The sequence below is a fragment of the Alistipes communis genome (genome assembly GCF_006542665.1).
Classification (GTDB): Bacteria; Bacteroidota; Bacteroidia; order Bacteroidales; family Rikenellaceae; genus Alistipes; species Alistipes communis.
Genome location: NZ_AP019735.1, coordinates 1,759,348 through 1,772,970, shown reverse-complemented (window position 1 = coordinate 1,772,970; position 13,623 = coordinate 1,759,348). Strand labels below are relative to the sequence as shown.

General features: G+C 59.5%; 12 protein-coding genes, 2 tRNA genes and 1 riboswitch. Of the genes, 9 read left to right on the top strand and 5 right to left on the bottom strand.

The window, feature by feature from the left end; all coding sequences use genetic code 11:
* Nucleotides 1–78 precede the first annotated feature (78 nt).
* From FMF02_RS07345 to FMF02_RS07335, 3 genes are all read left to right on the top strand, one after another.
* Complete coding sequence (locus FMF02_RS07345) at nt 79–1,431, top strand: mechanosensitive ion channel family protein (protein ID WP_141412659.1); 1,353 nt, start codon at nt 79–81, stop codon at nt 1,429–1,431.
* A 91-nt stretch (nt 1,432–1,522) separates the two neighbouring features.
* Nucleotides 1,523–1,882: a DUF488 domain-containing protein gene (locus tag FMF02_RS07340; RefSeq protein ID WP_141412658.1), complete on the top strand. Its 360-nt coding sequence runs from the start codon at nt 1,523–1,525 to the stop codon at nt 1,880–1,882.
* A complete protein-coding gene (locus tag FMF02_RS07335; RefSeq protein WP_141412657.1) occupies nt 1,879–2,091 on the top strand; it encodes a hypothetical protein in 213 nt (70 codons plus the stop codon). The genes FMF02_RS07340 and FMF02_RS07335 overlap by 4 nt, the downstream gene beginning before the upstream one ends.
* A 66-nt stretch (nt 2,092–2,157) precedes the next feature.
* Here the strand turns inward: FMF02_RS07335 and FMF02_RS07330 are convergent.
* Together FMF02_RS07330 and FMF02_RS07325 are read right to left on the bottom strand one after the other, a co-directional pair.
* Nucleotides 2,158–2,245: transfer RNA gene (locus FMF02_RS07330), tRNA-Ser, on the bottom strand.
* Between the two features lie 45 nt (nt 2,246–2,290).
* Nucleotides 2,291–2,377, bottom strand: a tRNA-Ser gene (locus tag FMF02_RS07325).
* Nucleotides 2,378–2,691: 314 nt separating this feature from the next.
* On the opposite strand from FMF02_RS07325, the gene FMF02_RS07320 reads away from it, so the two are divergent.
* The 6 genes from FMF02_RS07320 (at nt 2,692) to FMF02_RS13950 (ending at nt 9,527) form a co-directional block, all read left to right on the top strand.
* Complete coding sequence (locus FMF02_RS07320) at nt 2,692–3,813, top strand: hypothetical protein (protein ID WP_141412656.1); 1,122 nt, start codon at nt 2,692–2,694, stop codon at nt 3,811–3,813.
* 30 nt (nt 3,814–3,843) lie between these two features.
* Nucleotides 3,844–5,538, top strand: a complete 1,695-nt coding sequence (locus FMF02_RS07315; protein WP_141412655.1) for an OmpP1/FadL family transporter — start codon at nt 3,844–3,846, stop codon at nt 5,536–5,538.
* Nucleotides 5,539–5,845: 307 nt separating this feature from the next.
* Complete coding sequence (gene proS / locus FMF02_RS07310) at nt 5,846–7,330, top strand: proline--tRNA ligase (RefSeq protein ID WP_141412654.1); 1,485 nt, start codon at nt 5,846–5,848, stop codon at nt 7,328–7,330.
* A gap of 91 nt (nt 7,331–7,421) precedes the next feature.
* Nucleotides 7,422–8,345 carry a cation diffusion facilitator family transporter gene (locus tag FMF02_RS07305; protein WP_019130428.1) on the top strand — a complete coding sequence of 308 codons (924 nt, stop codon included), beginning with the start codon at nt 7,422–7,424 and terminating at the stop codon, nt 8,343–8,345.
* Nucleotides 8,346–8,741: 396 nt separating this feature from the next.
* The gene (locus FMF02_RS07300) at nt 8,742–9,326 is read left to right on the top strand and encodes an RNA polymerase sigma factor (RefSeq protein WP_141412653.1); all 585 of its coding nucleotides are present in this window, start codon (nt 8,742–8,744) and stop codon (nt 9,324–9,326) included.
* Between the two features lie 66 nt (nt 9,327–9,392).
* A complete protein-coding gene (locus tag FMF02_RS13950; protein ID WP_019130430.1) occupies nt 9,393–9,527 on the top strand; it encodes a hypothetical protein in 135 nt (44 codons plus the stop codon).
* Nucleotides 9,528–9,789: 262 nt separating this feature from the next.
* On the opposite strand, the gene FMF02_RS07295 is transcribed toward FMF02_RS13950, so the two are convergent.
* The 3 genes from FMF02_RS07295 to FMF02_RS07285 form a co-directional block, all read right to left on the bottom strand.
* Nucleotides 9,790–10,179: a DUF4186 domain-containing protein gene (locus FMF02_RS07295; RefSeq protein ID WP_141412652.1), complete on the bottom strand. Its 390-nt coding sequence runs from the start codon at nt 10,177–10,179 to the stop codon at nt 9,790–9,792.
* Nucleotides 10,180–10,831: 652 nt separating this feature from the next.
* A riboswitch (cobalamin riboswitch) is annotated at nt 10,832–11,056 on the bottom strand.
* Nucleotides 11,057–11,177: 121 nt separating this feature from the next.
* Complete coding sequence (locus tag FMF02_RS07290) at nt 11,178–12,839, bottom strand: sulfatase (RefSeq protein WP_162851448.1); 1,662 nt, start codon at nt 12,837–12,839, stop codon at nt 11,178–11,180.
* Between the two features lie 267 nt (nt 12,840–13,106).
* Entirely contained in the window at nt 13,107–13,487 is a 381-nt protein-coding gene (locus tag FMF02_RS07285) for a RidA family protein (RefSeq protein WP_141412651.1), read from the bottom strand.
* Between the last annotated feature and the right edge of the window lie 136 nt (nt 13,488–13,623).

Sequence of the window (13,623 nt, the reverse complement as noted above, 5' to 3'; positions counted from 1 at the left end):
GGTAAGGCATATTCTTTGCGTTCCGGCAGGGAAAACGCCCCGCCGCCCGCCGAAAGACGTGCCGCTTACCGAACCGATATGAATACGAACGAATTCGCCCGAACCCTGTTGCTCGGCATCAAAAACCTCCTTTCATGGATAGGCATTCCGCGCCACCTGCTCGACAAACTGGACGAGATCCTGTTTCTCGTGTGCATCGTCACGATCGCGTTCGTCGTGGCGGCCGTCGTCCACCTCCTGCTCGTCCGCGCGGCCAGGAAAATCCTCAAACGCAAACACCTCGATTTCTTCGATTCGCTGTTCCGGTACAGCGTCTTCCGCAAATCGACGGCGCTCATTCCGCCCCTGATCGTCTCCGCGCTGCTGCCCTTCGCCTTCGCCACCGACTCCGCATGGTTCACCGTAAGCGAACGGGTCACGTGGATCTACTTCTTCATCGTGCTGATGATCTCCGTCAACGCGATCCTGAACACCGTGGGCGACACGCTGAAAAACGACGGACAGTTGAAAAACCGTCCGATCAAGGGATTCATCCAGATCTTTCAGGTGATCTTCTCCTGCGTCGTGGTCATCGTCGTCGTCTCGATCCTGATCGACAAGTCGCCGGTCAACCTGATTACGGGGCTGGGCGCCTTCACGGCCGTCCTGATGCTGGTATTCAAGGACCCTATCCTGGGGCTGGTCGCGGGCGTGATGATCTCCGAGAACGACATGCTGCGCATCGGCGACTGGATCGAGATGCCCCAGAACGGCATCAACGGCACCGTGACCGACATCTCGCTGACGGTCATCAAAGTCCAGAATTTCGACAATACGATCGTCACCGTACCTCCGTACTCGCTGGTCTCCGGATCGTTCGTCAACTGGCGGGGCATGAGCGATTCGGGCGGACGCCGCATCATGCGCGAATACACACTCAAACTCGACTGCATCAAACCCTGCACGCCCGAATTTCTGGAACGGATGAAGGCTTTCGACGAAGAACTGGCGCAATTCATCGCCGAAAAACAGCGGCAGGCGGCCGAGGGCAAGGTCGCCAACACGGAGAATCCCGACGGACTGGTCAACGGGACAATCGAGACGAATCTCGGTCTGCTACGGGCCTACATGGCGTTGTACCTGCGCCGGCACCCCTTCGTCAGCCGCGACCTGCTGCTGATGGTCCGGACGCTGCCCGCGACGGAGAACGGACTGCCGGTCCAGATCTACTGCTTCTCCTCCGACAAGAACTGGCCGAGCTACGAATCCATTCAAGCTGAGATTATGGAGCACTTCGTCGCCGTATTACCGGCCTTCGAACTCTATGCATTCCAGCGCACGGGCGCCCGCGACGTCCTCCTCAACGGCATCGCCGCTTCCGGAAAAGCCGACCTGGCGACGATGGAGACCGCTCCCCTGCATACGGACCCTTCGGAAAAGCAGGGAACCTGAGATTCAGCCCGTTCGCGACAGAAAACGGGCGCATCCGAAAAAAGAGGTATATTTCTTGTCCGAAACCGTATATCGAAATCACAGACAGGACATGACACGAATCGCAATCAAGCGGGTCTACGAACCCGCAACGGACACGGACGGACTGCGGGTGCTGGTCGACAAACTCTGGCCGCGCGGCATCCGCAAGGAGGCGTTGCACTACGACCTGTGGGCGAAGGAGATCGCGCCCTCCGCTCCCCTCCGGAGATGGTTCCATGCCGACCCGCAAGGCCGTTGGGAAGAGTTCCGCAGACGGTATCTGCACGAACTGGCGGCGTCGCCCGCCGTGAGGGCGTTCGTCGCAAAGATCGAAAAGGAACCGTGCGCGACGCTTCTCTACGCCTCCAAAAATGCGGAGGAGAACCACGCGCGCGTGTTACGGGAGTATCTCGAACGGGAGTCGGGATGACATATCCGTTGCAGGAAAATGCGGACGGAGTCTTTGCGAACAGAATTTTGCGGCCAGAACCGGAGATGCAGGCGATATTCACGGAGATCGGCCTGCGCACCTGCGGGCGCGGCGCCTTTCCCCTGCCTGCCGGCTTGCCCTGCCGCCGCCGGCAGGCAAAAAGTCGCCGGCAACGGCGAACTTTTTATTTGACGCGCAATTCCGAATAAATTCGGTTGCGCGTCAAATAAAAAAGTCCGCGAACTTCGTTCACGGACTTTTCGCCTACCGGCTTGCGGAAAGGAGGGGATTCGAACCCCTGAAACCCTTTAGGGGTTTACTCGCTTTCCAGGCGGGCCAGTTCAACCACTCCTGCACCTTTCCCCGAATCAAAAAAAAGAACCAACCATCCGACCGGTTGATTCTTTGCGGAGAGAGAGGGATTCGAACCCCCGGTACAGTTGCCCGTACACCGCATTTCGAGTGCGGCCCGATCGACCACTCCGGCATCTCTCCAAAATCGCCGCGAAACGGGGGAAGCCCCGCCTTCCGGCCCCGTCGGGAGCGACGTTTATCATCCTTTCGGGGCTGCAAATATAAACAAAATTTCTCAGATTGTTCTTTTTCACGATAAAAAAGTTGTCCGAAAGCGGAAATTCGCGCCTCGTACCCACCGATCCGTGCAGTATCCGCGCCCCGCACGCGTTTATATGAATGAAACCGGACGGTTATCGAAAATAATTCCTACCTTTGTTAGGAAACCGTTTCGATACTAAACCCGGTACGGTTTTCGTTAAACACACAGACAAACTACTCAAAACGTACGCACCATGAAAACAATGAAAACAGGGATCGGACTACTGTTGCTGGCACTGCTGACGACAGGCTGTTCCTCTGCGTACTACCAATCGGAGGGATACGCGGGCGACGACCTCTACGGCATCCACAATAAGACGAAGATCGCACAACGCGAAAAGGCCAAGGCCGAGGCAGAAAAAGCCGAAGCGGAGGCACGCCGCGCCAAATGGGAGGCCCTCATGGCGCAGGCGCAGGCCGACGACGCCGAAAACCGCTACTACGGCTCGAACGACTTCGACGATCTGGTGGTGGACGACTACGAAAGCGCCTACGAACGACGGCTGCGGGGCTTCGAATCGCCCACCTACAAGATGCCGTCGAGCTACTGGAACCTCCGTTACAGCGGAACGTTCAACTACCTGACGGCCTACGATCCGGCCTTCTACAACATCATCGTCATGGGCGACGAAGTGTGGGTAGAACCCAAATACATCACTTCGATGTTCGGCACGTGGGGACTGGCCACCGGCTTCGCGGCGGGGTATATGGCCGGCATCTACGGCAGCTGGTACAGCAGTTGGGGCTACGGCTGGCCCTATTACGGCTGGGGGTACGGCCCCTATTGGGGCTGGGGAGGCTGGTACAATCCGTGGTGGAACCACAGCTATTGGTACGGAGGCTACTATCCGTACTGGGGGCATCCGCACTGGGGACACCCGCATTACTATCGCCCGCGTCCCAACTACCGGCTCAACAACAACGGATCGATCCCGCGCAACTACCGCAGCTACGGTACGCCGTCGCGCAACGGCAGCTACCGCAACTACGGCACGTCGGGGAGCGGATCGCGCGGCGGAAGCTACAACAGCAACCGCAACAACAGCGGCGGCGTCTACTACAACAGCGGCGGCCGCAGCAACAACAGCAGCAATGTCTACCGCGGCAACGGGAACACGTACAACAATAACAGCTACAACGAACGCGAGAACAGCTACCGCAGCAACAGCACCTACCGCAACAATTCGGGCAGTTCGTTCAACAGCGGCTCGCGCGGCGGAAGCCGCAGCGGAAGCTACAACAGCGGGGGCGGTTCGCGCGGCGGAAGCGGAGGCGGCACCTCGTCGGGCGGCAGCCGCGGATTCCGGGGGCGTTAAATGTTCAACCGAGTTAAACAGCATCGGATTATGAGAAAGTTACAGATTGCAATATGGGCGGCCGCACTGGTTGCGACAGGATCGTTGCAGGCGCAGCAGCGCGGGACACTGGCCTTCGGCGGCGCCGTACTGAACCAGGACGGCGTATTGGCCGGCGAAATGGCGCAGATGTCGCAGCCGCAGGCATTGGGCACGGCCCGCTCGATGGCGCTCGGCGGAGCCTTCACCTCGCTGGGAGCCGACTTGGCTTCGATGTCGATCAATCCGGCGGGGCTGGGCATGTACCGCCGCAACGAAATCGCGCTGACGCCGATGATGACCTTCCAGTCGTCGGAGACGCCCGGCACGATGTCCTATGCCAAGAACGGCAAGAACCGCTTTTCGATGGCCAACTTCGGCGCGGCGCTCAACGCCTACGAAGGGACGGGCACGCTCACCAGCTTCACGGTGGGCATCGGGCTGAACCGCATCGCGGATTTCAACAGCCGCTACTCCTACAAGACCGATACGCCCTATGCCGGAGGTTCGGTATGGGCGCCGACGATCGCCGACATCTTCGGGCAGCAGCTCGGACAGGCCGGCATCTTTCCCAACGGCAACGACGAATTGGGCTATAATGTCAATCCCTATTACTGGCCGGCAGTGCTGGGTTACAACGGTTTTATGATCAGCCGCCACTTCTATACCGATCCCGAGACACAGGAGGAAAAGCCCACCTATGTTCCCGACTGCATCGGTAGCAACGCGTCGATCCTCCATTACATGGACGTCGTCAATTCGGGTTCGATCAACGAGTTCACCATCTCGGCGGGCGCCAATCTGAACAACATCGTCTATATCGGCGCCACGATCGGCATCCAGAGCGTACACAAGGCCACGGGCGTCTACTACGGCGAGGATTACCGCTACGACCACGGCCAGGCAATTAATTCAGCCGGCGAGGAGCTCGAAACGCAGCTGGACTACGCCGACCTCTACCAGAAATCGGTGCTCGACGGTTCGGGCGTCAATTTCAAACTGGGCGTAACCGTCCGGCCGATCGAAAGCCTGCGCATCGGCGTGGCATTCCATACGCCGACCTACTATTCGCTCGAACGCAGCTACTACGGCGACATCACGACACAGATGTACAACAACGCCACCGAAAAGACAGAGATCAATCAGGACGGTACGCCCTATCAGGACGATATGGGCAGCAACTCGTGGTGCTTCACCTCGCCGGCGCGCCTGCTGTTCGGCATCTCCTACACCTTCGGGAACTTCGGCCTGATTACGGTCGACTACGAACGCGACTGGTACAACGGCATCCGCGTGAAGAATACACCCGACGGCTTCGAGCCCTACCCCGAAGAGTACAAGGCCGAATTCAAACAGGCTTTCCAGGGTACGAACACGATCCGCGCCGGCGTCGAGTTCAAGCCGCTGCCGACGATAGCGCTGCGCGTAGGCGCGGGCTACACCGACTCGATGTTCAAAAACAGGGAGCATTACTACGACTCGCCGCTCACGTACGAGACCCGCTACATCACCGCCGGCGTCGGGTTCAACCTTTCGCGCTACGTGACGCTCGATCTGGCCTACCAGAACGTCACCGACAAACAGACGAAGTATCGGCTCTTTTACAGCATCGAGAATGCGACGGGCGATTTCTTCACCACCACGGGGTTGTTCGACACCAAGTCGAAACGGCACAATGTGGCCATGTCGCTGATTTTCCGATTCTAATTACCAAATCGCAGATCGCACGACGGACGGCTTCGCGGAGCCGTCCGTCTCTTTTGCAGCCCGCAAGGACAAAGCCTCCGGTCTGCCGCAACGGACACAAAAAAAAGTCACGGTCGCACGGAACGTACGACAAATTCCGCGATGCACCGCAGACGGAAACACGGCGGACGCAGATGCGAACGCCCGAATTCCGCATCGTATCGTCGAAAGAAGCACTCCGCGCAACGGTTAATTCTCAGCCGATCATTCGCGATTCCCGATTTATTTTGCTAATTTTGTCGCTCGGAAAATACCGAAAAGCAAGCATATGGCAAAAGAACTCAAAGATTTGACCAAATCCGAGGAGAACTACTCGCAATGGTACAACGATCTGGTCGTGAAGGCCGGCCTGGCCGAGAACTCGGCCGTCCGCGGCTGCATGGTCATCAAACCCTACGGTTATGCCATCTGGGAGAAGATGCAGGCCATTCTGGACCGGATGTTCAAGCAGACGGGCCACGAGAACGCCTACTTCCCGCTCTTCATCCCCAAGTCCTTCTTCTCGAAGGAGGCGCACCACGTCGAAGGCTTCGCCAAGGAGTGCGCCGTAGTGACGCACTACCGGCTGAAAAACGATCCCGAAGGCAAGGGCGTGGTGGTCGATCCCGACGCCAGGCTCGAAGAGGAACTGATCGTGCGCCCTACGTCGGAGACGATCATCTGGAATACCTATAAGAACTGGATCCACTCCTACCGCGACCTGCCGATCCTGTGCAACCAGTGGGCCAACGTCGTGCGCTGGGAGATGCGCACGCGCCTGTTCCTCCGCACGGCCGAATTCCTGTGGCAGGAGGGGCACACCGCCCACGAGACGCGCGAGGAGGCGATCGCCGAGGCCACGAAGATGATAAACGTCTACAAGGAGTTCGCCGAGCGATACATGGCCCTGCCCGTGATCGTGGGCCACAAGTCGCCCAACGAACGGTTCGCAGGCGCCGAGGACACGCTCACGATCGAGGCGCTGATGCAGGACGGCAAGGCGTTGCAGAGCGGTACGTCGCACTTTCTGGGGCAGAATTTCGCCAAGGCGTTCGACGTGCAGTTCACCAACAAGGAGGGCAAGCTCGAATACGTGTGGGCCACGTCGTGGGGCGTCTCGACCCGCCTGATGGGAGCGCTCATCATGGCCCATTCGGACAACAACGGGTTGGTGCTGCCGCCGGCGCTCGCGCCGATCCAGGCGGTGCTCGTCCCGATCTACAAGGGCGAGGAGCAGATGAAGACGATCGTCGCCAAGCTCGACGCGATCGCCGCCGAACTCCGCGCACGCGGACTGAGCGTCAAGGTCGACGCACGCGACAATGTCCGTTCGGGCTTCAAGTTCGCCGAATACGAACTCAAAGGCGTGCCGGTACGGCTGGCGCTCGGCCCGCGCGATCTGGAAAACGGCACGATCGAACTGATGCGCCGCGACACGCTCGAAAAGGAGGTCGTACCGCAGGAGGGGCTGATCGACCGCGTGGCAGCGCTGATGGACGAAATCCAGCAAGGCATCTTCGACAAGGCCAGGTCGTTCCGCGATTCGATGATTACGCCCGTCGATACGTGGGAGGAGTTCGTCCGCACGCTCGACACCAAAGGCGGCTTCGTGGCGGCGCACTGGGACGGTACCGTCGAGACCGAGGTGGCGATCAAGGAGGCGACCAAAGCCACGATCCGCTGCATCCCGCTCGACGCCGTCGACGAAGAGGGCGCCTGCATCTATTCGGGCAAGCCGTCGCACCAGCGCGTGCTCTTCGCTCGGAGCTATTGACCGGACAGGCCGGCGCAATCGACCGAATCGAATGCAAAGCGACGGCGGGAACAATCCGCCGCCGCTTTTCTAATTTCACATACGACCCGCTATGACAGAACGAACCCTCGGCCGCGAACAGGCCATCTACCGCGTCACATGGATCGGTTTCGCAGTCAATCTGGTACTGAGCGCCGGGAAACTTGCCGCAGGTATCTGGGGACACAGCGCGGCCATGGTGGCCGACGCCATCCATTCGGTGTCGGACTTCGCCACCGATCTGGTGGTGCTGCTCTTCGTGCGCGTTTCGGCCAAACCGCGCGACGACGACCACGACTACGGCCACGGGAAATACGAAACGCTGGCCACGCTCATCATCGGCGTAGCGCTTGCAGGCGTGGGAATCAAGCTGTTGTGGAGCGGAGGCACAGCGATCCGCGACTTCACGCGAGGCCTCCTTCCGACACAGCCGGGCGTCGTGGCGCTGTGGGCGGCCGTCGTATCGATCGTCGCCAAAGAAGCGCTCTATCGCTACACGGCGCGCGTCGGCCGAAGGGTCAACAGCCCCTCGGTCGTGGCCAACGCATGGCATCACCGCAGCGACGCGCTCTCGTCGGTAGGCACGCTCGTCGGAATCGGCTGCGCCTATTTCCTGGGCGGCGGCTGGCGGCTGGCAGACCCCGCGGCGGCGATCGTCGTGGCGCTGCTGATCCTGCGCGTGGCGTGGCAGCTGATGAAAATGGGGATGGACGAACTGCTCGAAAAATCGCTGCCCCGCGAGCAGGAGGAACACATCCTGTCGTTGATCGCGGCCGATCCGGCCGTCGCGTCGCCGCATAACCTGCGCACGCGGCGTATCGGGCAGAACATCGCCGTCGAGGTGCATATCCGCGTCGACGGCGCGATGACGGTCACCGAATCGCACCGGCTCACCGTCGACATCGAGCGGCGGCTGCGCGACGCCTACGGGGAAGGGACGATCGTCTCGATCCATGTCGAACCCCGCAAACAGCCGCCGCTCAACGAATCGAAGTAAGAGACCGTCAAATTGTCAGGTTCGGCGTTCGGTTTTCCGAACGTCCGGAAAATCGAACGTGAGTATGTCTTCTCGCGCTATTTTCCGGCCCGCATGTCCCGTTTTTCGATTTCTCCGCGACAAAATGCACGTCGAGACTTCCTCCGGCCCGATTCTTGCGTACGCACCGTAACGGTCGGAAAGGCGGTTGCAGTATGCGAATTGCTAAAAAATTTGGAAATTTGCAAAAAAGTGATTATCTTGCCACCGTAGAATCCCCTCCGAAAGGGTTCGAAGAGTTGAAAACAACCGACTTCCGGATGCCGGACGGGGAGAGACACATAGAATTTAACTATTAAAAGCGGATTGCCTATCGAAAAATTCTACTCTTTATAATTGCTAAATAAGGAGAAGAGTATGAACGTTCAAGTAGTAAGTGATCAGAAATTGCTTAATTGCTACCTTTCGGGCGACCGGAATGCTATTTCCCAATTGATCGAACGCCACAGCCGTCGTGTCCGCGACTATATCCAGATGATGGTCAAGGACGGCGATGTCGCAGACGATATTTTCCAAGAGACCTTTATCAAAGCCGTGCGCGTCATCGACGAGGGCCGCTATACCGACAACGGGCGGTTTCTCTCGTGGATTCTGCGCATCGCGCACAACCAGGTGATCGACCACTTCCGCGCCCAGAAACAGAACCGGCAGCTCAACGAGGCCGAAGCCGGTTACGACGTATTGGGTACGTTGCGGCTGGCGGAACGCACCGTCGAAGACGAAATCGTCTGCGAGCAGATCGCCAGCGATGTCCGCCGCATGGTGGAGCTGCTGCCCGACGAGCAGCGCGAGGTGGTGATGATGCGCTACTATTCGGGCCTAAGTTTCAAGGAGATCGCCGAACAGACCGGTGTCAGCATCAACACGGCGCTGGGGCGTATGCGGTACGCGCTGATCAATCTTCGGAAAATGATCAAGGAAAAAAACCTGATTTTAAGTTAGAAGAGGCACAATAAGTCACGGGATGGTCGCGTTTATGATATGTGAATTTCATAACACCGACAGCCTATGAAAGAACTGGACACAGAAAACGCGAACGGCATCGCCGACGATGACGATTTGCTAATGAAGGAGGTGATAGGGGAAGACTCGGACCTGTTTTTCCTCGACGCTTACCTCCGAGACATCCTTCAGAAGAGATAGAGAGGGTTAATTTTTGATGGAGGAGGGAGCCGGCCGAAAGGTCGGCTCCTGTTTTTTTCGCTGCCGGCCGACGCCTCGCCACGGACTTTTACGGCGGCGGCACTCTTCGCCCCCCTATTTTTCCCTTATTTTCGCCGCAACGCCTGCGCACCCGCCTCGCCGGCACGCAGGTTCGGCACGTCCCCTCGCAACCGCCGAAGCGGAACCTCCGAAAAAAGCGGCAGCGGACGGCCCCCTCGCCGATCCCGACGGACGTCCCCGCTCACCGCGCCGACTGCCGTTCGATCCATGCCATCAAGACCTCCACGACATATCGCTGTTCCCGTGCGGTCAGCTCCCGACCGGCAGGGATCGCATGCCACTTAGCCAGACAACCGCGGCAGCAGCAGGCTGTGGCATGCTGAGCGATGAAAACGGGGTGCCCCCGCATGGGCGTCTGCCTGCCGTCGTTGGGAATAAACGCCGGCGCGAGCCGCCGACGCACGAAATCTTCGGCATGACGGCGGATGACCGCCATTCCCCTGCGTTCGATACAGGCGACCTCTTCGGACCCCAGACGGAACCGGCTGCGGAAATCGGACTGCGCCAACCGCGCGAAAAGCGCCTCGAACGGAGATGCCTGCATCAGATACTCCTTACGGTTTTGGTCCATATCGTTTCACTCGACGGGACAAAGATAACGCCGAACGACCGCTTCCGGACAGCGGCGGCGGAATTTTATTCATGCTTCTCCGCCAAATATCCCTGCAATGTCCCGTGTCGGAAGTTCGCTCCGCCGCCTGCTATTCGTCGAAGTTCGTGCAGATCCGCCGTCGGCGAACGGCATCTTCGCACGCAACGTCCGTCAAATAGATCAAGAGGCACTTTTGCGGATAAGTTATTTTCCACCTCGTCCACGCACGAAAAAAGCGGAGAGCGCCCGTCAGTGTCCTAATCTCGACGGCGCTCTCCCGACAAACGTGTTGGCAAATACGTTTCCGTTCTCTCTCCACGAGGGCCGGATATTCCGAAACGAAAAATCCGGCCGCGGAATTCGCTGCCGGAGTATCGTATCGTCGAAAGTCTCTTCGTCCCGCCCCGTACATTCGCCGGAGACGCTTCCCGTTCGATTCTGTTGCTGCCGAGAAGTCGTTTGCGACTTTCGCCCGTTACCCGCAGGCGCAAATTCCCAACCATTTCGTCAAGCCGAGCGCAATCGAGTTTGCTCGAATTGCCGAGGCGAGAAATGGAAGAAAAATTCAACCATTTCGTCAAGCCGAGCGCAACCGAGTTTACTCGAATTGCCGAGGCGAGAAATGGAAGAACAAAGTTCAATCGCAACGGCAGGTCTTCTGACTCGTTCCGTCTGCGACGCCTTCCCGACCCGGAAGTCAGTGGCAAGAGAGTGTCGCACACGTTCGCTCCCCCGAAGAGGGAAGCAGGAACATACAGCAGCGGGAACTGTTCGGGATTCACACCCGATTCCCATTTGATCCCCTCGGTCGGCGCCTTGCGGCGGGCTTCGGAGAACCGTTGCAGAGCAAAGATAACGATTTTTTCGAAACACGCAGCCGATTCCCCTATTTTTTTGACAGAAAAAGGAGGCCGCCGACAACCGGCAGCCTCCTTCCAGCCCCACGGCCGGCGGCGATTCCGCCGCCTCGCCGTGCGCTAATTCGTCAATTCATCGGGCATTGCGACGGGCTTGCCCGTGCGGCGCACCGTGGGCATCGGCGCCTTCCAGCCGCGCAGCCTGCTGCCGAGCTCGGCAGCCAGCTCCTTCACCTTTTCGGGATGTTCGGCAGCGAGGTTGCGCTGCTCGCCCAGATCGGTCGACAGGTCGTAAAGTTCCAGTTCGCCGGTCTGCATCCGGTAGACGAGTTTCCAGTCCCCCTTGCGCACGGCGCTCAGGTAGTCGATGTCCGCCAGATCGTAGGGCTTCCACTTGTGGGGATAGTGCAGCACCAGCACCCGTTCGGGATCGAGGCCCGACACCTCGGCGGGGATCACCAGCCGGTTGGCCTCCGCCTGCGATGCGATCTCGCCCCGGGCCGCAGCCTTCGCCGCGATCTCGGAACCCTTCGTGACCAGTTTCACCAGACTCTCGCCGTCCACCGCCTGCACGACGCGCGGATTGCGCACGCCGGCCACTTCGAGGAGCGTCGGGAAGAGGTCTTCGACGATCACGGGCGTATTCACGCGCGTGTTCGGTGCGACGCGGCCCGGCCAGCGGAACATGAGCGGCACGCGGACGCCTCCCTCGTAGCACGACCCCTTGCCTTCGCGCAGCGGTTTGTTCTGCGTGTGCAGCACGCCGCCCTTCTGCTTGTTTTCGCTGTTGCCGCCGTTGTCGGTCATGAAGACGACGACCGTATTCTTCTCGACCCCCATCTCTTTCAGATAGTCGAGCAGGTCGCCGAGGCTCTTGTCCACACCTTCGACCATCGAGGCATAACGCGCCTGCCCCTTGTCCATGCCCGCATCGAGATACTTCTGTATGAAGCGTTTGTCGGGCTGGATCGGCGTATGGGTGGCATAGTGCGCCATATAGAGGAAGAAGGGCTCGCCGTGCCGGATGGGATATTCGAGCGTTTTGAGCGCCTCGCGCGTGAGCGCTTCGGTCAGGTGCACGCCCGTACCGTAATACTCGGTCATGTTCTGCACGGCCAGCATGTTCCACTTTTCGGGCGTATTGCCGTAATTCTCCTCGCTCTGGTAACTGCGCGGCATTCCGGCCACGTTGCCCGAAACGTTGACGACGAAGCCCATGTTGTAGGGACTGGCTCCCGGCGTACCGGCCGACGCCCAGTGCGCCTTGCCCACGTGAATGGTGAAATAGCCCGCATCCTTGAGCAGCTGCGGCAGCGGTGTGGCGTACTGCGTATGCGCCACGCCCGGAGCGGGACTCATGCCGTTGATGTTCCATTCCGGACGGATCAGTCTGTCCCCCGTATTCTCCTCGATCTGTCCCGTCTCCATCGCTACGGCGCCGCCCGTAGCGTCGCTGGGCGTGTCGCGCATCGTCGACGTCCAGTTGGTGATGCCCGTATGGGCGGCGTTCATGCCCGTGAGCAGGCTGGTGCGCGTCGGCGTCGAGACCGGACAGGCATAGGCGCTGGTCAGGATAACGCCCTCGCGAGCCAGCCGATCCATGTTGGGCGTATGGAACCGCAGATTGTTCGGATAGACCTCCTCGCCGTAAGCGACCGAGCTGTCCACCCAGCCCATATCGTCCACGAGAAAAAAGACGATGTTGGGTTTGTCGTCTTTCGCCAAGACAGCGGCAGGGGCCAGCAGCGACAGGCCCACCAATGATTTTCGGACAGGTTTCATCTTTTCGATTCAGATTGGTTTCGTAAATGGAATTACCTTTTGCGGTAAAGTTAAGAAAAAAGCGAGAAACCGCAAAACCGGACGCTCAAACCGGAATAACTCCCGAAACGAATCGACGAATCTCTCTTCGGAATCGGAACAGGCAACCCCTCCAAACCGAAGATGAACCGTCCCGCACGCCGCCGGCAGACGATACATCCCCCCGTGCGGCGCCGTCGAACGAGGGGCCGCAAAGCGGAGTCTCCCCGCCCGGACAGCCCCGACTCGTCAAGCCTTGACCGCCACGGCGTCGATCTCGACGCGCGCACCCATCGGCAGACGCGCCACCTCGTAACAGACGCGCGCCGGCAGCGCGCCGGTGAAATAGGTGGCGTAAACGCCGTTCATCGCGGCGAAATCCCCGATGTCCTGCAACAGGACGGTGGTCTTCACCACATCCGACAGCGCATACCCCGCCTCGGCGAGAATGGCCGAAATGTTCTCGAGCGCCCGCTGCGTCTGCGCCTCGATGCCCTCGGCCATCAGGCCCGTCGCGGCGTCGATGGGCAACTGTCCCGATACATACAATGTGGTACCCGCGGCAATCGCCTGCGAATAGGGGCCGACGGCCTTGGGGGCCAGCGGCGAAGCAATGACTTTTTTCTGCATATCGATTCGGTTCAAAATTACATACAACGAACAACTTCCGTGCGCAAACGAGACCTCGGCCCTCCGGACCGCATCCGCCGGAATCGGAACCCGCCGAGGGGATCGATTCGCCGAGGGGAGGGGCTTCAACAAGCGT

Excerpts from the sequence above, each read along its gene's own strand:
- FMF02_RS07340 (WP_141412658.1), top strand. The coding sequence starts at position 1,523 with ATGACACGAATCGCAATCAAGCGGGTCTACGAACCCGCAACGGACACG.
- FMF02_RS13950 (WP_019130430.1), top strand. The coding sequence starts at position 9,393 with ATGAAAGAACTGGACACAGAAAACGCGAACGGCATCGCCGACGATGAC.
- proS (WP_141412654.1), top strand. The coding sequence starts at position 5,846 with ATGGCAAAAGAACTCAAAGATTTGACCAAATCCGAGGAGAACTACTCG.
- FMF02_RS07315 (WP_141412655.1), top strand. The coding sequence starts at position 3,844 with ATGAGAAAGTTACAGATTGCAATATGGGCGGCCGCACTGGTTGCGACA.
- FMF02_RS07285 (WP_141412651.1), bottom strand. The coding sequence starts at position 13,487 with ATGCAGAAAAAAGTCATTGCTTCGCCGCTGGCCCCCAAGGCCGTCGGC.
- FMF02_RS07300 (WP_141412653.1), top strand. The coding sequence starts at position 8,742 with ATGAACGTTCAAGTAGTAAGTGATCAGAAATTGCTTAATTGCTACCTT.
- FMF02_RS07320 (WP_141412656.1), top strand. The coding sequence starts at position 2,692 with ATGAAAACAATGAAAACAGGGATCGGACTACTGTTGCTGGCACTGCTG.
- FMF02_RS07305 (WP_019130428.1), top strand. The coding sequence starts at position 7,422 with ATGACAGAACGAACCCTCGGCCGCGAACAGGCCATCTACCGCGTCACA.
- FMF02_RS07290 (WP_162851448.1), bottom strand. The coding sequence starts at position 12,839 with ATGAAACCTGTCCGAAAATCATTGGTGGGCCTGTCGCTGCTGGCCCCT.
- FMF02_RS07345 (WP_141412659.1), top strand. The coding sequence starts at position 79 with ATGAATACGAACGAATTCGCCCGAACCCTGTTGCTCGGCATCAAAAAC.
- FMF02_RS07295 (WP_141412652.1), bottom strand. The coding sequence starts at position 10,179 with ATGGACCAAAACCGTAAGGAGTATCTGATGCAGGCATCTCCGTTCGAG.
- FMF02_RS07335 (WP_141412657.1), top strand. The coding sequence starts at position 1,879 with ATGACATATCCGTTGCAGGAAAATGCGGACGGAGTCTTTGCGAACAGA.